Source organism: Sphaerisporangium flaviroseum (assembly GCF_039537005.1).
In the GTDB taxonomy this organism is placed as follows: domain Bacteria; phylum Actinomycetota; class Actinomycetes; order Streptosporangiales; family Streptosporangiaceae; genus Sphaerisporangium; species Sphaerisporangium flaviroseum.
Genome location: NZ_BAAAZR010000019.1, coordinates 74,269 through 92,081, shown reverse-complemented (window position 1 = coordinate 92,081; position 17,813 = coordinate 74,269). Strand labels below are relative to the sequence as shown.

The window sequence follows — 17,813 nt, the reverse complement described above, 5'->3', positions numbered from 1 at the left end:
TGAGGCATGCGCACTCCCGATTGATCGGCGCACGCATGGAAGCGGGCCGCGCCGTTCGGCCGCTCACGACACTCCGGCCGCCTCCGAAAGCACGTCCTTCGACCTCGTTCCCCGTTCTGGGAGTGTTCCCTCATCATGATCATCGCGTCTGACATCGAACTGCGCGCCGGTTCCCGCCTGCTCATCGAAGGGGCGTCCTTCCGGGTGAACCCCGGCGACCGCATCGGCCTCGTGGGCCGCAACGGAGCAGGCAAGACCACGCTGACCAAGATCCTGGCCGGCGAGGGCCTCCCCGCCGCCGGCACCGTGACCACGAGTGGGGCCGTCGGCTACCTTCCCCAGGACCCCCGCACCGGCGACCTCTCGGTCCTCGCGACCGACCGCATCCTTTCGGCCCGCGGCCTCGACCAGGTGCTGCACGAGCTGCGCCAGGCGGAGGTCGGCATGGCCTCCGACGACGTGCGCGTCCGCGACCGCGCGGTGCGCGCGTACGGCCGCCTGGAGGACCAGTTGCACGTCCTCGGCGGGTACGCCGCCGAGGCCGAGGCCGCGTCGATCGCCTCCAGCCTCGGGTTGCCCGACCGGGTGCTGAAGCAGCCTCTCCAGACCCTCTCCGGTGGCCAGCGGCGCCGCGTCGAACTGGCGCGAATACTTTTCAGTGGAGCGGAGACTCTCCTCCTGGACGAGCCGACAAACCACCTCGATGCAGACTCAATCGGGTGGCTTCGTGATTTTTTACGATCCCACCAGGGCGGCTTGATCATTATTAGCCATGATGTCGGCCTTCTTGAAGCGACGGTAAACAAAGTTCTGCACCTCGACGCAAACCGCTGTGTCATCGACACTTACAACGTCGGGTGGACCACCTATCTCGCCCAGCGCGAGACCGATGAGCGCCGCAGGAAGAGGGAGCGCGCCAACGCCGAGCGCCAGGCCTCGCAGCTGCTTTCGCAGGCCGACCGCATGCGCGCCAAGGCCACCAAGGCCAAGGCCGCGCAGGACATGGAGCGCCGGGCCAAGCGCCTGCTGGCGGGGGTGGAGGAGGAGCGGCGCAGCGACAAGGTCGCCAAGCTCCGCTTCCCCGATCCGGCCCCCTGTGGCCGCACTCCGCTCACCGCGTCGGCCCTGTCGAAGTCCTACGGCTCGCTGGAGGTCTTCACCGATGTCGACGCGGCCGTCGACCGGGGCAGCCGCGTCGTGGTCCTCGGCCTCAACGGCGCAGGCAAGACCACGCTGCTGCGCATGCTCGGCGGCATAGAAAAGCCCGACTCCGGCGAGGTTCGCCCAGGCCACGGCCTCAAGCTGGGCTACTACGCCCAGGAGCACGAGACCCTGGACCCCGGGCGCAGCGTGCTGGAGAACATGCGTTCCGCCGGGCCCGACGTGCCCGACGTCGCCCTGCGCAAGGTCCTCGGCTCGTTCCTGTTCTCGGGGGACGACGCCGACAAGCCCGCGTCCGTGCTCTCCGGAGGGGAGAAGACCCGCCTGGCCCTGGCCACGCTGGTGCTTTCGAGCGCCAACGTCCTGCTGCTCGACGAGCCGACGAACAACCTCGATCCGGTCAGCCGCGATCAGGTACTTTCAGCGTTGAGGTCCTATTCTGGGGCAATTGTCCTTGTCACACACGATGAGGGTGCCGTATCGGCCCTGCGACCGGATAGGGTGATCTTGCTACCTGACGGAGTAGAAGACGCTTGGAGCGATGAATTTTCCGATCTTGTGGCACTTGCCTGATCTTAATTTGAGCGGGTACGGATCTTTTCCCATGGAGTAGGTAGCCGATCCGGCTGAAATGACTGATCATGGCGTGAGTAACGCTGCGGAAGTCTGGCACTACAGGAGGTACTCGTGGCCGAGACTCTGAAGAAGGGCACCCGGGTGACCGGGGCCGACCGTGAAAAACTGGCCGCCGACCTTAAGAAGCGCTATGCCGCGGGTGAGAGCATCCGCGCGCTGGCCGCTTCCACGGGCAGGTCATACGGGTTCATCCACCGCATCCTCAGCGAGTCCGGCGTGACTCTGCGGGGGCGTGGGGGAGCCACCCGAGGCAAGTCGAAGCGCTAGAAAACCGCCTCGGATACGCGCGACCGCAGCCGCTCGTCCCGTTCAGTCGAGACCCGTCCCGCCCGCGCCGGTAGAATCTCATTCTGGAACCTCACCGGGTTCGGGCGTGACGGGACAGCGACATGACGGACGGAGCGGGCGATGCCGGAAGCGATGCTTGGGGGGAGTGCGGCGGCGATCTCGGCGAGCCAGGATGCCGAGCCGGGCACAGATGGAGCGCTGACGCGCGCCGGAGGGGTGCGCGGCGAGGCTGACATGACCCTCGATAGCGAGGAGCTCGCGGAGATCGGTTTGCGCTTCGAGGTGGACGGCGAGATCGCGACGATCACACTGGACCGGCCTGATAAGCGGAACGCGCAGACGTCCGCGACCTGGTCGGCGCTTGCTCAGATCGGCAGGACGCTGCCGGAGCAGGTGCGTGTCGTCGTGGTCCGAGGTGAGGGGCCGTCCTTCTCAGCGGGCATCGACCGGCGGATGTTCACCCCGGAAGGGGTTCCGGGGCAGGGTTCGTTCGCCTCCGCGGCCGCGCTCGACGGCGGCACGCTGGAGGAGCGGATCGCGGAGTTCCAGCAGGGTTTCCTGTGGTTGCGCCGCCCTGACATCGTGTCGATAGCGGCGGTTCAGGGGCACGCGATCGGCGCAGGGTTTCAGCTGGCCCTGGCGTGCGACCTGCGGATACTCGCCGACGACGCCAAGTTCTGCATGAAAGAGCCCGCGCTTGGGCTGGTCCCTGACCTGACCGGCACCAAGCCGCTGGTCGATCTGATCGGTCTGGCCAGGGCCGTGGAGATCTGTCTCACGGCCCGCGTCGTCGAGGCCGAGGAGGCGCTCAGGCTCGGTCTCGCCGAGCAGGTGGTGCCGGGCGAAGAGCTGTCGGCGGCCACCAGGAGGCTCGCCGCCGCCCTGCTCACCACCGACAGGGACGCGGCGGCCGCGACCAAGCGACTGCTCCAGAGCGCCGGGGGGCGGACCCTGGAGGAGCAGAGCGCCGCCGAGCGTGCCGAGCAGGCCGTCCGCATCAGGGCGCTGTTCGGTGGCCGCCCAGCCGGCTCCGAGTAGTAAGACCAGCCCTGACCTGGGAGGATAATCGCCAGAGCCGAACAGAGGGCCGGTGGCGGGGTGCCGGCTCAAGGGAGTGATCGTTCGCCCTGAGCTGACCCGGGAATCATGCAACCGGTTCTCGTGCTTCCGCCGGAGGAGGAGACGGGGGCACGCGCCGCCGTACCGAACACGCGGGGAGAGGATCGGCGAAGCACCACGATGGCGATGTTGGGCGGGGGATTCGGGCCCCAGACGATGAGGTCGCTGCGGCGCGACAGCTCGGTGACCAAGGAGCGGCTCACGCCGGGCACGGTGCCGCGCATCGCCCGATACGCGCGGCCGTACCGCTGGCAGATCGCCGGATTCCTGGGGCTGGTGGTGCTCGACGCGGTCATCGTGATCGCCAACCCGCTGCTGCTGAAGTCGATCATCGACCAGGGCATCATCCCGCACCGTACCGACGTGGTCGTGAAGCTGGCCATGGTGATCGCGGTCCTGGCGGTGGTGGACGCCGGGCTCGGCCTGACCCAGCGCTGGTTCTCCTCGCGCATCGGCGAGGGCCTGATCTACGACCTGCGCACCGAGGTCTTCGACCACGTCCAGCGAATGCCGGTGGCGTTCTTCATGCGCGCCCAGACCGGCGCGCTGGTCTCGCGTCTGAACGGCGACGTCATCGGCGCGCAGCGGGCGATCACCAGCACGCTCTCGGCCGTGGTGTCCAACGTGGTCAGCCTGGTCGTGGTGCTCGGCGCCATGCTGGTCCTCTCGTGGCAGGTCACGCTGGTCGCCCTCATCCTGCTGCCGATCTTCGTCCTCCCCGCGCGGTGGGTCGGGCGCCGCATGTCCAAGCTGACCCGCGAGCAGATGCAACTCGACGCCGAGATGAGCTCGGTCATGACCGAGCGGTTCAACGTGGCCGGGGCCATGGTCGCCAAGCTGTACGGCCGCCCGGACGACGAGGCCGCGCACTTCGGCGAGCGGGCCGGCCGGGTGCGCGACGTGGGGATCACGGTGGGCATGTACGCCACCGTCTTCCGGGTCGCGCTCGGCCTGGTCGCGGCGCTCGCGACCGCGATGGTGTACGGCGCGGGCGGCGTGCTCGTGGTCGACGGGGCCTTCCCGTTGGGCACGCTGGTGGCCCTGGCGGCGATGCTCATGCGCCTGTACGGCCCGCTGACCAGCCTGTCGAACGTCCACGTCGACGTGATGACCGCGCTTGTGAGCTTCGACCGGGTCTTCGAGGTGCTCGACCTCAAGCCCATGGTCGCCGAGGCCCCCGACGCCAGGCCGGTGCCGAGCGGGCCGGTCACGATCGAGTTCGACGACGTCCAGTTCCGCTACCCGGCCGCCGAGGAGGTGTCGCTCGCGTCGCTGGAGTCGGTCGCGCGGCCCGACACCGGCCCGAGCCAGGAGGTGCTGAAGGGCGTCACGTTCACCGCCCGGCCCGGCGAGCTGATCGCGCTGGTCGGGCATTCGGGCGCGGGCAAGACCACCATCACCTCGCTGGTCTCGCGGCTGTACGACGTGACCGGCGGAGCCGTGCGGGTCAACGGGGTCGACGTGCGCGATGCCACCCTGGCGTCCCTGCGCGACACCGTGGGCGTCGTGATGCAGGACGCCCACCTGTTCCACGACACGATCGGCGCCAACCTGCGGTACGCCCGCCCGGGGGCGAGCGACGAGGAGATCTGGGAGGCGCTGCGCGCCGCGCAGATCGGAGAGCTGATCGAGGCGCTACCGGACGGCCTGGACACGGTCGTCGGCGACCGGGGCTACCGGCTGTCGGGCGGGGAGAAGCAGCGGGTGGCGCTGGCCCGGCTGCTGCTGAAGGCCCCCCAGGTGGTCGTGCTCGACGAGGCCACGGCGCACCTCGACTCCGAGTCGGAGGCCGCCGTCCAGCGGGCGCTGAAGACGGCGCTGGCGGGAAGGACCTCGCTGGTCATCGCGCACCGGCTCTCCACGATCCGCGAAGCCGACGCCATCTTGGTGGTCCAGGACGGCCACATCGCCGAGCGGGGCCGCCACGACGAGCTGCTCGCCCAGAACGGCGCCTACGCCGAGCTCTACCGCACCCAGTTCGAGCACCAGAGTGATCCGCGAGCCGCGCGCCGCTAGGCCACGACGTCAGAGGTAGCCGAGCCGGGTGAGCTCCTCCTTGGCGATCTTCTCCACGAGCGTGACGTCGTCCGGCCTGAGCCGGGCGCGCCACGCGCCGACCTTGGGCGCGGTCGTGCCGTACAGGGCCACCTTGGAGACCCGGGTCTCCAGGAAGCCGGAGATGGCGGCGATCGTCTCGCCCGGTGAGGCGGCCATGTCCTCGTAGCGGAGGGTGAGGAGCTGGTCGCGGGGCAGCTCCTGGCGCAGCGCGGCGCTCAGTCGCACGGCGCTGCGCCAGCGCAGGGCGCACTTGCCGGCGGGCCGCATCGTCGTCCACTTGTCGCGGTGCTCGCTGGCGTTGACGCCGAGGAACGGGTTGGGGAACTCGGTCTCGTCGCTCAGCATGCCCGGCCGCGACCAGCTCATGGAGGCGCGGTCGGCGAGCATGTCGGCCGTGACGTCCCTGCCGTCACGGATGAGCTGGACGAAACGGGCGTCGGGGAACGCCTGGAGCAGCACCGGGGCGCTGTACAGCAGGTCGGGATTGGCGTCACCGAACCGGACGATGCCTGCGGGGGAGGCGCACGGGCCCGCGCCGGTCACCGCCCCGGCCTCCCGGCACGACGCCGGGCACTCGGCACAGGCGCCGGGAATGATCTGCCAGGCTTCTGCGAGCGCGTCACGGAGCACCCGCACCGCGCCGCCGCCCTTCCTGCGCATGATCGACGGCCGCCGCGCGAAGGCGTAGACGACGTGCGCGACCGCCGTCCTGCCCATGGTCACGTGGAAGCCAGGAGAGCGTTTCAGGGCACGCGCGAGCAGATCCGCGCCGGAGTGCGGGGCGCCGAGCACGAACACCGGCCTGCGGACCTTGATGCCGTTGACCACGAGAATGTGGGGCGGGGGTCGCATAAGTGAGGACAGTCTGACACCCTTTGCGAGGTGAACGAACCGGCCACGCCCCGCCCGTCGGTGGCACATGGCGTCACCTGGGTAAGACTACTCATTGTTGCGGGCATTTCCGCAGTTTCATGCCTTTTGGCCTTTCGTGAACCGGTAGCGCGTGACCGTCCCGGAGTATCCCGATGACCAGCCAGCGGCTCTGGATCCCGGCCCGGTTGCGTCCCGGCGACCGGGTGGCCGTCGTCGCGCCCTCGGGACCGGTGGATCCGGTGCGTCTCGCGCGGGGGCGGCAGATCCTGGCCGAGCTCGGCCTGGACGTGGTCGTGATGCCCAGGGTGCTCAACCGCCGGGGATATCTGGCCGGCTCTGACGCGGGCAGGGCGGCCGACCTGCAGGAGGCGTGGTGCGACCCGGACATCCGGGCGGTGATCTGCGCCCGCGGCGGTTACGGCGCCACCCGGCTGCTCGGCCTGCTCGACTGGACCGTCATGGGAGCCGCCCGGCCCAAGATCCTGCTCGGATCCAGCGACGTCACCGCCCTGCACCAGGCGTTCGCCGTACGGCTCGGCGTGGCGAGCTGTTTCGGGCCGATGCCCGCCTGCCAGACCCTGGGCGACGCCGGAGGGCCCGATGCGGTCTCGCTCGCCCACCTGACCTCGTCGCTGTTCGAGCTGGAGACGCCCGCTCCGGTGGCCGGCGACCAGGTGATCGTGCCCGGGCATGCCGAGGGCCCGCTGACCGGGGGCAACCTCTCGCTGCTCGCGGCCCTGTGCGGCACCCCGTACGCCATGCGCGGCAAGGGGCACATCGTGCTGCTGGAGGACATCGGCGAGGAGCCGTACCGCATCGATCGCATGCTGACCCAGCTTCTCGAGGCCGGCTGCCTGAACGGTGCCATCGGCATCGTGCTCGGCTCCTGGGAGAGGTGCGGAGACCCGCTGGGCGTGCTGATCGAGCGGCTCGCCGGGCTGGAGGTGCCCATGATCGCCGGATTGCCCATCGGGCACGGAACACCACAGTTCACGGCATGGATGGGCGCAGACGCGGTGATTGATACCGAATCGTGCTCTTTGACTTGCCTGTTCCGCGACCCTGCTACGGCACTGTAGCGCTGGTCCGGGGGAAGACGAAGCGGTAGTAGGGAGCCTGCGTGGGCTGGATCAGGCGATATCGGGACCGGCGGGCCGAAGCGCCTCGCCGCCCGGTCGAAGAGGTCGATCTCGACTCCCTGCTCGCGCTCGTGGCGGAAAACCTGGGCTACGCCTGCGTGTTCGAGGCCGGCGGAGCCTCAGTGGTCCTCGCCGGACCGCGGCGGATCACCGTACAGCTCACCGGGCTGCGCCGCGAGGCGGGACGACGCTCCCGAGAGGACTGGCCGGTGCTGGTGTCGGACCACCTGGCCCGCGCCGTCGCCCGGGCGGACGACCTGCCCGACGTGTGCGACCTCGCCGAGATCCGCCCGCTGCTGCGCACCCGAGTGGTGCTCGCCGACAGCCTCGACGAGGACCCGTCCCGGCTGATCGGACGGCACGTCGGCTCCGACCTGGTCGAGATCCTCACCGTGTCCGGCCGTCCCGTACGGCCCGAGGAGGCCTTCTGCTGGCCCATCTCCCCGGCCGAGGCCCTCGACCTGGCGGCCGGGAACGTGCTCGCCGACGAGAAGCTGTCCGCCCACCGCGTCGACCTCGACGGCACCCCGGCCTGGATCATGACCGGCTCGACGGTGAGCTCGGCCGTGCACCTGCGCCGGATCCAGGACTACCTGCTGGTCTCGCCCGACGGTCTCATGGTGGCGCTTCCCCATCCCGGTGAGATGGTCGTCCACCCCATCGACGGCCTGTCGGTCATGCGTGCCATCGAGCGGCTGTGGCTGTTCGCCCGCCGGGAGTACCGTTCCCGCGAGGACGGTCTCAGCCCGCATGTCTACTGGTGGAACCACGGGCGGCTGACCCGCATCCAGGCGGACCTGGTGATCCAGGACGGCCAGCGCCGCCTCGTCGTCGCCCCGCCCCCCGAGTTCGCCCGCCTGCTCGCCGACCTCGCCCAGGGCCGGTAGGGCTCACCGGCTCCGCGAAGTCCCCGGCGGAGCCGTCACAGGAGGTCGGCGTAGCGAGGCGTGGTGCTCGTGCGCGACAGCGTCTGGGCGGTGTGGATCAGCGGGACGTGGCTGAAGGCCTGCGGGAAGTTGCCGACCAGGCGGCCGTAGCGCGGGTCGTACTCCTCCGCCAGCAGCCCCACGTCGTTGCGGAGCGACAGCAGCCTCTCGAACAGCTCGGCGGCCTCGCGCCGCCTGCCCACCATGGCCCGCGCCTCGGCCAGCCAGAAGCTGCACGCCAGGAACGCCCCCTCGCCGCCCACCAGGCCGTCGATGGAGTTGTCCTGGGCGAGGGGGTAGCGCAGCACGAAGTCGTCCGACATCAGCTCGCGCTCGATGGCCGCGATGGTGCCGGTGACCCGGGGGTCGCTCGGGGGCAGGAACCCGGTCTGCGGGATCAGCAGCAGGGCCGCGTCCAGCTCGCGCGAGCCGTACGACTGGGTGAAGGTGTTCCTGACCGGGTCGTAGCCCTTCTCCATGATCTCCGCCTGGATGCGGTCACGCAGCGCCCGCCAGCGCTCGACCGGGCCGTTCTGGCCGAACCGCTCGATCTGCCTGATCGAGCGGTCGGCGGCCACCCAGGCCATCACCTTGGAGTGCACGAAGTGCCTGCGCGGCCCTCGGACCTCCCACAGGCCCTCGTCGGGCTCGTCCCAGTGGGACTCGAGGAAGTCCATCAGCGATCGCTGGATGGCCCAGGTGCGCGAGATGGCCGCGAGCCCCGACGCCCGCGCCACGTACAGGCAGTTCATCACCTCGCCGTAGACGTCGAGCTGGAACTGGTCGACGGCGGCGTTGCCGATGCGCACCGGGCGGGAGTCCTCGTAGCCGTCGAGCCAGGGGAGCTCCATCTCGGGCAGGCGGCGCTCGCCGGCCACGCCGTACATGATCTGGAGGTCCTGCGGCCGTCCCGCGATGGCGCGCAGCAGCCACTCGCGCCAGTCGCGCGCCTCCTCGACGTACCCGGCGCAGATGAGCGCGTCGAGCGTCATCGTGGCGTCGCGCAGCCAGCAGTAGCGGTAGTCCCAGTTGCGGATGCCGCCGAGGTCCTCGGGCAGGGAGGTCGTCGGCGCGGCCACGATGCCGCCGGTGGGGGCGTAGGTCAGCGCCTTGAGGGTGATCAGCGAGCGGATGACCGCGTCACGCCACCGGTCCTCGGCGTGGGGGTCGCACCGGGCGACCCAGTCGCGCCACATGCGCTCGGTTTCCTCGAGCTCCGCGAACGGGTCGATCTGCTCGGGCTTCGGGGAGTGGGAGGGATGCCAGGTGAACACGAACGCCAGCCGGTCGCCCGCCGACATCCTGAACGTCGCCCGGTGGGCGTAGTCGCCGCCCTGCAGCGGCACGGGGGAGTGCAGCCAGACCGAGTCCGGCCCGCCGATGGCCTGGAGCTGGCCGTCGTTGCGGCGCACCCAGGGCACGATGCGGCCGTAGTCGAAGCGGATGCGGATCTGGGTGGCCATCTCCACGCTGCCCGCGACGCACTCGACGATGCGGACCAGGTCGGGGTTGGACTGCCGGGGCGGCATGAAGTCGGTGACCCGGACGGTGCCGCCGGCGGTGTCCCACTCGGTCTCCAGGACCAGAGTGTTCTCCCGGTAGCGCCGGCGGGTGCTCAGCTGACGGTCCGGTCCCGCCGGTCCGATCCACCAGTGGCCGTTGCGATCTTCGCCGAGCAGGGACGAGAAGCAGGCGGGGGAGTCGAAACGGGGCAGGCAGAGCCAGTCGACCGACCCGTCGCGCCCGATGAGGGCGGCCGACTGCATGTCGCCGATGATGGCGTAGTCCTCGATCCGCATGCCGTCACGCTAGTACGGTTCGGCCACCGCCACTTACCTCGGCGATGGACGGCTTGATCCCGAAACACGCGCCGGATCACCGCCCGGGACGCATGAGCTGCATGAAGTACTGCGTGAGCGGTCCGATCGCGATCGCGAACACGATCGTGCCGACGCCGACGGTGCCACCGAGCAGCCAGCCGGCGGCGAGCACGGTCAGCTCGATCAGGGTGCGTGCCGTGCGGATCGACAGCCCGAGCCGGTGCAGGCCGGTCATCAGGCCGTCTCTGGGGCCCGGGCCCATCCCCGCCCCGAGGTAGAGCCCGGTGGCGGCCGCGACGAACACCACCGCCGCCAGCAGGTAGATCCACCGCACCACAAGGGCGTCCGGCGTCGGGGCCAGCCAGATCGTCAGGTCGACGAAGAGCCCGAGAAAGATGATGTTGCTGAGCGTGCCGACGCCGGGGCGTTGCCTGAGCGGGATCCAGAAGACCATCACGATGGCGCCGACGAGGATGATCCACGTCCCGATGGACCAGCCGGTGCGGACGGCCAGGCCCTGGTGGAACACGTCCCAGGGGTTGTTGCCGAGCCGGGACTCGACCTGTACGCCGACCCCGGCGCCGTACAGCGCCAGGCCGGCGTACAGGCGGAGCAGGCGGCTGGGAAAGGACTCGACACGGGGGAGGGAGAGTTCGCTCATAGTGGTAGCAATGGTCTGCGGTCATTGGCTTGCAACTAAAGAGCCAATCAGAGAAAGTGGCCATATGGAGCGCCATCTGAGCGGACCACAGCTCGCCAGGCTCGTCGGCATCTCCCCGGAGGCCCGGCCGTACTACCGGGTGCTGGCGGAGACCGTGCGCACGCTGATCCTGGACGGCCGCCTGCCCATACGGGTGCGCATGCCCGCCGAGCGCCACCTGGCGCAGGCGCTCGGCGTCAGCCGTACCACCGTGACCACCGCCTACGACCGGCTGCGTGAGCAGGGATACCTCGACAGCCGCCAGGGGTCCGGCAGCTGGACCGCCCTTCCCGGCCCGGGGGCGCAGGGCACCGAGAACCCGTGGGTCGCCCCCGACGGCGACGGCCTGCTCCCGCTGCACAGCGCCGCCCCCGCCGCGACCGGCCTGCTGCCGGACGCCATCGCCGCCGCGACCGAGGCCTACCCCCGCTACGGACTCGGCGCCGGCTACGACGCGGTGGGCCTGCCGCCGCTGCGCGAGGCCATCGCCGCGCGGTACGGCGCCAGGGGCCTGGCCACCCGGCCCGACCAGATCCTGGTCACCTTGGGCGCGCAGCACGCCATCCACCTGCTGATGACGCTCCTGGCCGGCCAGGGCGACCCGGTCGTGGTCGAGTCCCCCACTTACCCGCACGGGCTGGACGCCGCCCGCATGCGCGGCGCGCGGCTGGTCCCGGTCGGCATACCGGACGAGGGCTGGGATCTGGAGCTGATGAGCTGCGCCATGCGCCAGTCGGCGGCGCGGCTCGCCTACGTGATCCCCGACTTCCAGAACCCCACCGGCCTGCTGATGGCCGACGGCGACCGCGCGGCGCTGGTGGGGGCCGCGCGACGCTACGACACGACGCTGGTGGTGGACGAGAGCTGGGCCGAGCTCGCCATCGACGAGGTGCCGGCCATCTCTCCGCTGGCGGCCTTCGACACCGACAGCCGCGTGATCAGCATCGGGTCGGCCTCCAAACTGTGGTGGGGCGGGCTGCGCATCGGCTGGATCCGGGGCACGGCCGCGCTGATCCGCCGCCTGGCGGTGCTGCGCTCCTCGGTGGACATCGCCGCCCCGCTCTTCGAGCAACTGGTGGTGACCCGCCTGTTCGAGCGCATCGAGGAGACCAAGGCCGAACGCAGGCGCACCCTCGGGGCCTCACGGTCGGCGCTGGTCGAGGTCCTCCGCGCGGAGCTGCCCGAATGGCGGTTCACCGTGCCGCGGGGCGGCGGTTCGCTGTGGGTGCGGCTGGACGCCCCGGTCGCCACCCCCTTCGCCGACGCCGCGGCGGCCCAGGGGGTACGGCTGGCGCCCGGCCCGTGGTTCGGCGTGGACGGAACGCTGGAGCGCTACCTGCGCCTGCCGTTCACCATGCCACCGCGGCCTCTGGCCGACGCGGCCCGGCGCCTGGCCATGGCCCGGGCACTCGGCTCGTCCCTCGGCGTCCATGGCGCACGCGCGGCTCCGCTGACGCCGACCCTGTGAGCCGGGACGGCCCGCGCGGGCGTCACCGCTCTCCCATCAGCACGCGTAGCCGGTGGGAGAACCCGATCAGGACGGCGGCGGCGGCGATCGCGATGGCGGCGAGCGTGAGGAAGTAGACGGGCTCGGACACGTATCTCAGCAGCCGCGCCGTCTGCCCTCCGATGGCGTCCCCGACGGCGAACGACAGGTACCAGACGCCGAGCATCTGGCTCCTGAAGGCGTGCGGGGCCAGCTCGACGGTGACCGACAGGCCTACCGGGCTCAGGGACAGCTCACCGAACACCTGGATGAGGTACACCAGGAACAGCCACCAGACCGAGATCCTGCCCGACTGGGCCAGGGCGGCCGCGATGGCCATCACCACGAAGCTGACGCCGATCATGAACAGGCCGAAGGCGAACTTCTGGGCGGCCCCCACCCGGTCGCCGAGCCGCACCCACAGCACCGCGAAGACCGGCACGAAGATCATGATGAGCAGCGGGTTGAACGACTGCGTGGTGGCGGCCGTGATGGGGTGGCCGAAGATCCGCAGGTCCGTCTTCTCCGCCGCGAACTCGTTCAGCACGGTCGGCGCCAGGTCGTAGATCATCCAGAAGATCGCGGCGGCGACGAACAGCCAGATGTAGGCCTTCATCTTCAGCCGCTCGTCGGCGGTCAGGTTGTGGCTGCCGAGCAGGATGTAGGCGAAATAGCCGACCGGGACCACGATCGTGAGCACCGTCAGCGCGACCGTGAAGCGGTCGACCGTGAGCGTGCCGGTCGCCGCCCACACGACGACCGCCAGCGTCGCGGCCAGCAGGCCGGTCAGCGCGATCAGGCCGAAGTGCCGGCGCTCCTTGGGGGTGAGGCGGTGGCCGGGGGTCTCCCCGACGCCGCGCAGGTGACGGCTGCCGAGGATGTACTGGGTCAGGCCGATGGCCATGCCCACCGCCGCCGCGCCGAAGCCGAGATGCCAGCGGCCGTCCTTGGCCAGGTTGCTCACCACGTAGGGGGCGGCGAAGGCGCCCAGGTTGATGCCGAGGTAGAAGATGGAGAATCCGGCGTCGCGCCGCGCGTTCTCCCCTTCGGGGTACAGCTGGCCGACCATGGTCGAGATGTTGGGCTTGAGCAGCCCGGTGCCGACCACGATGAGGCCCAGGCCGAGCCAGATCAGCGCGGCGCCCCTGATCGGGAGGGCCATGCAGATGTGGCCGAGCATGATGATCACGCCGCCGGTGAGCACGGCCCTGCGCGCCCCGAGTATCCGGTCGGCGATCCAGCCGCCCGGCAGGGCGAGCAGGTAGACCAGTGCCCCGTAGACGCCGACGACGGCGGTGGCGGTGGGCTTGGGCAGCCCGAGACCGCCACCGGCGGCGGTGGCGATGAGGAAGAAGTACAGGATGGCGCGCAGGCCGTAGAAGCTGAACCGCTCCCACATCTCGGTGAGGAAGAGCGTGACGATACCGCGCGGATGCCCGAAGATCGTCCTTTCCTGCACGCGCGAGCCGACATCTCCGGCCATGCCGGTCCACCCCCGTACCCCGTGACGCCTCCCCGGCCACCTGGCTTGCCCTATTGGCCGGAAGAGAGGCTAATATCCATTTTGTGGCTTAATGTGGTAAATATGCCAACATAGGCAAATATCCTCCTTACTTGATCACGCTCCGTGGTTGAATGAATGCCCATTGACCGATGGAGGCAAGCGCGGCCGTTCTTCTCACTTCGTGGGACTTGTCTACGGTGAACAGCCTGTGGTGCGATGCACTCCACTCGTGCAAGTGAGCACTTTCTGGAGGCGTGACATGGCCGACCCCCGGGTCCTTGCGGAACGTTCCGAGATCGAGCAGGAGATCGCGGGTCGCACCATCTGCGAACAGCTCAAGCTCACCGCCGAACGCTTTCCCGACGCCCCCGCTTATTCCGACCCCGCCGACGGCGGCTGGACGACCATGACCTACGGGGAGGCCAGGCGGCGGGTGCTCGCGATCGCCGCCGCCTACAGCGCCCTCGGTCTAGCGCCCGGCGAGGCCGTCGCCCTGATGATGGTGAACCGCAGCGAGCACGTGCTCGCCGACCTCGGCGCGGTCCACGCCGGCGGCATGGCGTGCTCGGTGTACTCCACCTTCGCGCCCGAGCAGGTGGCCTTCGTCGCCCGCGACGTCGATGCCAAGATCGTGGTGCTCGGCAGCGCCGCCGACCTCGCGCGCTGGGAACCGATCCTCGGAGAGCTGCCGGGCCTGCGCAAGGTCATCGTCGTCGAGGGCGCGCCCGAGGGCGAGCTCTTCATGAGCTGGGACGACTTCCTGGACCTCGGCGAGCGATCCCTCGCGGCCGATCCCGACGCCGTGGAGGCGCGCGCCGCGGCCGTCCAGTCCACCGACGTGCTCACCGTGCTGTACACCTCCGGGACCACCGGCAACCCCAAGGGCGTGCCGCTGACCCACGAGAACATCTTCTTCGAGGTCGTCGCCACCGACCGCATGACCATGCTGCCCTCCCACGGCGCGCAGATCTCCTACCTCACCTACGCCCACATCGCCGAGCGCGTGCTCAGCCTGTACCTGCCGGTGTTCAAGGTCTGCCACGTCCACTTCTGCACCGACCTGGCCCAGCTCGGCGCGGTGCTCGGCCAGGTCAAGCCGATGCTGTTCTTCGGCGTGCCGAGGGTCTACGAGAAGATGATGGCCCGCCTGCAGGCTCTGCTCAGCACCCAGCCCGAGGAGCAGCAGGAGAACGTCCGCGCGGCCATGGCCGCCGGGCTCGCCTACATCGAGGGCTCCCAGTACGGCCGGGTCCCGAGCCCCGAGGTCGTCGCGGCGTACGAGCGTGCCGATGCGGCGCTGCTGTCGATCATCCGCTCGCTGATCGGCCTGGAGAACGCCCGCTGGCTCGCCACCGCCGCCGCCCCGATGCCGCTCGAGGTCCAGCGGTTCTTCGCCGGGTTCGGGCTGAAGGTGCTCGACGTGTACGGGATGACCGAGACGAGCGGCGCGTTCACCGCCAACAGCATCGAGCAGTACAAGCTCGGCACGGTCGGCCGCCCCGGGCCCGGCGTCGAGGTGCGCATCGCCGACGACGGCGAGATCATCACGCGCAGCCCCGCCAACACCAAGGGCTACCTCAACCGCCCCGAGGCCACCGCCGAGCTTCTCGACGAGGACGGCTGGCTGCACACCGGCGACGTCGGCTCCGTCGACGAGGACGGGTTCGTCAGCATCGTCGACCGCAAGAAGGAGCTCATCATCACCGCCGGCGGCGAGAACATCTCCCCGGCCAACACCGAGAACTTCCTCAAGGAGCACCCGATCATCGGCCAGGCGCTCGCGTACGGCGACCGCAGGCCCTACGTCGTGGCGGTCCTCACCCTCGACGGCGAGGTCGCCCCGGTGTGGGCGCAGGGCCGCGGCATCGAGTTCACCTCGCTGGCCGACCTGGCCGAGCACCCTGATGTGGTCAAGGAGGTCGAGGCGGCCGTCGCCGCCGCCAACGAGAAGCTCGCCCGCGTCCAGCAGGTCAAGAAGTGGCGGCTGCTCCCGGTCGAGTGGACCGCCGAGACCGAGGAGCTCACGCCGAGCCTCAAGCTCAAGCGCCGCGTCATCCACGCCAAGTACGCCGAGGCGATCGACGCGATGTACGACGACTGATCCGGCCGCTGCTCCGCGGGTGCTTTACCGGGCGGGGGGCGTGTCGGCCCCGGGCCGTTACCCCTCGGTCCCTAGCCTCCAGGCCATGACCATGAGACGTTTGCTCACGTCGTCGGCGGCAGGGCTGGCCGCGCTCACGGTCCTGGCGGAGGCGCCCCCCTCCTTCGCCGGACGCGCGATGAAGGCGCCACCGTCCCCGGGCGGATCGACGGTGGCCGCCTCGGGCCCGGCCGCGCACACGGCCCCGCCGGGCCCGGACCGGCCGGTGATCCGGTCGGTGAGAGTCCGCCCGCGGACCCCGGTGGCCGGGGCCAAGGGCGCGGTCAGGCTGGTGGTGGTCGTCGTCGCGCGGGGCGTCTCGGGGCCCAACGGGGTGAGCCTGCGGGTCGAGCCCCCCGGACGGCGCGGCAGGTCCCGCCCACCGGCCCCGGCCCGGCGCGGGGGTGGCGCGCCGGGAACGCCCGCCGCACGCGCGGCCGGGGCCCTTCCTCCCGCCTCCGCAGGTCGTGCCGCCCGATGGGAGGTGTGGCGCTTCAACCCTCCCGTGGGCCTGAACCGGTGGTACCCCTCGGGGCGCTGGCGGGCCGTCGCGACCGCGAGGAACACCCGAGGGGGCAAGACCACCGCGTCCTCCTCGTTCCTGTTCAGGAAAAGGACCGCGTTCAGCGGGGTCCGGATCGTCCGCGTACGGAAACGGGGGCGGGCCGTACGGATGACCGGGACGCTCATGCGGGTCGATCCGACGGGCAGGTTCGACTACTGGTCGTTCCCGCGGCAGCGGGTCACGCTGCAGTACAGGAAACACGGCCGGAAAGGCTGGAAGAGCGTGGCCAAGGCGAGGACCAACGGTGAGGGCCGTTTCGCCAGGCGCGTGAGACGAGCACGCGGCACGTGGCGGGTCGTGTATCCCGGCACACGCCATTACGCCTATGTTTCCCGCACAGCCCGACATTAGACTTGAAGCCAGGACAAATAGGTATATTTACAAGTATAACGATATTGTTACATGTCCGATTTGGGGTTATTTGCTGGGGGTTGCCAGTCAACTTTTTCCTGCCTGGAAGCGTCTATGACGTAGGCACACCCCCACTGGGATGCCTTTCTCTACGGGGAGAGGAAGTTCCGCATGATGAAACGCATCGCTACCACCCTGGTAGCGGCCGCTATGGGCGCTTCGGTGCTCACAGTGGCGGCGCCGGCGCTGGCGGACACAGCGCCGGACACCGCGGTCAGCATCGAGTCCGTCAAGGTGACCCCGGATCCCGTGGTCATCCGTGGACGCGACCGCGTCGCGGTGACGGCCACGGTCGAGACCGTGGCCGCGGAGAGCGTCAAGCTCGACTTCGACCCGACGGGACAGGGCGGGCAGTCCGACTGCAACCCGTGTCCCGGAGCGGCGAAGGCGTCCGGCGGCTCGGAGACCAAGACCTGGTCCAAGACGATCGTTCTCGACCGGCACGATCCGGCTGGGAAGTGGAACGTCTACGTCGAGGCCACCGGCTTCGACGGCAAGGTCGTGAAGGCCAAGTCGTCCTTCTATGTGAAGGTCGTCACGGACCGGCACCGCGGACCGCGCGCGACGCGGATCGCGGACTTCGACGCGAGCCCTGAGCCCGTCAAGAAGGGCCGGAAGCTTTCCCTCACCGGCCAGCTTCAGACCGCCCGGTGCTACGGCGACTGGTGGTGGGACGGCGACGCCTACGTGGTGGGCGGCAACCGTTGCCGCGACGATCACCGCTGGCACAGCTGGCGTCACCTCGGCTGGCAGGACATCAAGGTGTACTTCCACCGCGCACACGGTGGTAAGTGGGAGTACGTCGACACGATCGAGACCAACCCGGACGGAAGCTTCTACACGAAGATTCCGGCCTACTGGTCCGGTACCTGGAAGGTCGTCTTCGAGGGCTCACGCGGCCTGTCTGGGTCGTCGGCAACCGACTATGTGAAGGTTGTCCGCTAAGTCCTTGGCGCGACCAACCCCGGAACGCCTGGCTCCCGGGAG

At 70.0% G+C, this 17,813-nt stretch carries 14 protein-coding genes; 10 read left to right on the top strand and 4 right to left on the bottom strand.

Annotated elements, in window-relative coordinates; all coding sequences use genetic code 11:
- Positions 1 to 135: 135 nt before the first annotated feature.
- The 4 genes from ABD810_RS24910 (at position 136) to ABD810_RS24895 (ending at position 5,220) form a co-directional block, all read left to right on the top strand.
- Complete coding sequence (locus ABD810_RS24910; protein WP_344945095.1) at positions 136 to 1,734, top strand: ABC-F family ATP-binding cassette domain-containing protein; 1,599 nt, start codon at positions 136 to 138, stop codon at positions 1,732 to 1,734.
- Between the two features lie 114 nt (positions 1,735 to 1,848).
- Complete coding sequence (locus tag ABD810_RS24905) at positions 1,849 to 2,064, top strand: helix-turn-helix domain-containing protein (protein ID WP_093173121.1); 216 nt, start codon at positions 1,849 to 1,851, stop codon at positions 2,062 to 2,064.
- Positions 2,065 to 2,319: 255 nt separating this feature from the next.
- Positions 2,320 to 3,123 carry an enoyl-CoA hydratase/isomerase family protein gene (locus tag ABD810_RS24900; RefSeq protein WP_344945079.1) on the top strand — a complete coding sequence of 268 codons (804 nt, stop codon included), beginning with the start codon at positions 2,320 to 2,322 and terminating at the stop codon, positions 3,121 to 3,123.
- Between the two features lie 201 nt (positions 3,124 to 3,324).
- On the top strand, positions 3,325 to 5,220 hold the full coding sequence (locus tag ABD810_RS24895; protein WP_344945423.1) for an ABC transporter ATP-binding protein: 1,896 nt from the start codon (positions 3,325 to 3,327) through the stop codon (positions 5,218 to 5,220).
- A gap of 9 nt (positions 5,221 to 5,229) precedes the next feature.
- Here ABD810_RS24895 and ABD810_RS24890 read toward each other — a convergent pair whose 3' ends face one another.
- The gene (locus tag ABD810_RS24890) at positions 5,230 to 6,114 is read right to left on the bottom strand and encodes a sulfotransferase family protein (RefSeq protein WP_344945076.1); all 885 of its coding nucleotides are present in this window, start codon (positions 6,112 to 6,114) and stop codon (positions 5,230 to 5,232) included.
- 173 nt (positions 6,115 to 6,287) lie between these two features.
- Between ABD810_RS24890 and ABD810_RS24885 the strand changes: the two genes are divergently transcribed.
- Complete coding sequence (locus ABD810_RS24885; protein WP_344945073.1) at positions 6,288 to 7,214, top strand: S66 peptidase family protein; 927 nt, start codon at positions 6,288 to 6,290, stop codon at positions 7,212 to 7,214.
- A gap of 41 nt (positions 7,215 to 7,255) precedes the next feature.
- Complete coding sequence (locus ABD810_RS24880; protein ID WP_344945070.1) at positions 7,256 to 8,161, top strand: hypothetical protein; 906 nt, start codon at positions 7,256 to 7,258, stop codon at positions 8,159 to 8,161.
- 35 nt (positions 8,162 to 8,196) lie between these two features.
- Here the strand turns inward: ABD810_RS24880 and ABD810_RS24875 are convergent, their stop codons facing one another.
- A complete protein-coding gene (locus ABD810_RS24875) occupies positions 8,197 to 9,999 on the bottom strand; it encodes a glycoside hydrolase family 15 protein (RefSeq protein WP_344945067.1) in 1,803 nt (600 codons plus the stop codon).
- A 76-nt stretch (positions 10,000 to 10,075) separates the two neighbouring features.
- Positions 10,076 to 10,681 carry a membrane protein YczE gene (gene yczE, locus ABD810_RS24870; protein WP_344945064.1) on the bottom strand — a complete coding sequence of 202 codons (606 nt, stop codon included), beginning with the start codon at positions 10,679 to 10,681 and terminating at the stop codon, positions 10,076 to 10,078.
- Between the two features lie 64 nt (positions 10,682 to 10,745).
- On the opposite strand from yczE, the gene yczR reads away from it, so the two are divergent.
- Positions 10,746 to 12,188, top strand: coding sequence for a MocR-like transcription factor YczR (yczR, locus tag ABD810_RS24865; RefSeq protein ID WP_344945060.1), 1,443 nt, complete (start codon positions 10,746 to 10,748; stop codon positions 12,186 to 12,188).
- Between the two features lie 22 nt (positions 12,189 to 12,210).
- Here the strand turns inward: yczR and ABD810_RS24860 are convergent, their stop codons facing one another.
- Entirely contained in the window at positions 12,211 to 13,689 is a 1,479-nt protein-coding gene (locus tag ABD810_RS24860; RefSeq protein WP_344945057.1) for a peptide MFS transporter, read from the bottom strand.
- Positions 13,690 to 13,969: 280 nt separating this feature from the next.
- Here ABD810_RS24860 and ABD810_RS24855 point away from each other — a divergent pair, with 280 nt between their 5' ends.
- The 3 genes from ABD810_RS24855 (at position 13,970) to ABD810_RS24845 (ending at position 17,771) form a co-directional block, all read left to right on the top strand.
- Positions 13,970 to 15,811, top strand: a complete 1,842-nt coding sequence (locus ABD810_RS24855; RefSeq protein ID WP_344945054.1) for an AMP-dependent synthetase/ligase — start codon at positions 13,970 to 13,972, stop codon at positions 15,809 to 15,811.
- Between the two features lie 91 nt (positions 15,812 to 15,902).
- A complete protein-coding gene (locus ABD810_RS24850; RefSeq protein WP_344945052.1) occupies positions 15,903 to 16,766 on the top strand; it encodes a hypothetical protein in 864 nt (287 codons plus the stop codon).
- 171 nt (positions 16,767 to 16,937) lie between these two features.
- Positions 16,938 to 17,771 carry a hypothetical protein gene (locus tag ABD810_RS24845; protein ID WP_344945049.1) on the top strand — a complete coding sequence of 278 codons (834 nt, stop codon included), beginning with the start codon at positions 16,938 to 16,940 and terminating at the stop codon, positions 17,769 to 17,771.
- Positions 17,772 to 17,813 lie beyond the last annotated feature (42 nt).

What these genes read in the sequence shown, in the direction of transcription:
- yczR (WP_344945060.1), top strand. Translation starts at nt 10,746, where the DNA reads ATGGAGCGCCATCTGAGCGGACCACAGCTCGCCAGGCTCGTCGGCATC.
- yczE (WP_344945064.1), bottom strand. Translation starts at nt 10,681, where the DNA reads ATGAGCGAACTCTCCCTCCCCCGTGTCGAGTCCTTTCCCAGCCGCCTG.
- ABD810_RS24890 (WP_344945076.1), bottom strand. Translation starts at nt 6,114, where the DNA reads ATGCGACCCCCGCCCCACATTCTCGTGGTCAACGGCATCAAGGTCCGC.
- ABD810_RS24875 (WP_344945067.1), bottom strand. Translation starts at nt 9,999, where the DNA reads ATGCGGATCGAGGACTACGCCATCATCGGCGACATGCAGTCGGCCGCC.
- ABD810_RS24845 (WP_344945049.1), top strand. Translation starts at nt 16,938, where the DNA reads ATGATGAAACGCATCGCTACCACCCTGGTAGCGGCCGCTATGGGCGCT.
- ABD810_RS24860 (WP_344945057.1), bottom strand. Translation starts at nt 13,689, where the DNA reads ATGGCCGGAGATGTCGGCTCGCGCGTGCAGGAAAGGACGATCTTCGGG.
- ABD810_RS24850 (WP_344945052.1), top strand. Translation starts at nt 15,903, where the DNA reads ATGAGACGTTTGCTCACGTCGTCGGCGGCAGGGCTGGCCGCGCTCACG.
- ABD810_RS24910 (WP_344945095.1), top strand. Translation starts at nt 136, where the DNA reads ATGATCATCGCGTCTGACATCGAACTGCGCGCCGGTTCCCGCCTGCTC.
- ABD810_RS24895 (WP_344945423.1), top strand. Translation starts at nt 3,325, where the DNA reads ATGGCGATGTTGGGCGGGGGATTCGGGCCCCAGACGATGAGGTCGCTG.
- ABD810_RS24885 (WP_344945073.1), top strand. Translation starts at nt 6,288, where the DNA reads ATGACCAGCCAGCGGCTCTGGATCCCGGCCCGGTTGCGTCCCGGCGAC.
- ABD810_RS24900 (WP_344945079.1), top strand. Translation starts at nt 2,320, where the DNA reads ATGACCCTCGATAGCGAGGAGCTCGCGGAGATCGGTTTGCGCTTCGAG.
- ABD810_RS24855 (WP_344945054.1), top strand. Translation starts at nt 13,970, where the DNA reads ATGGCCGACCCCCGGGTCCTTGCGGAACGTTCCGAGATCGAGCAGGAG.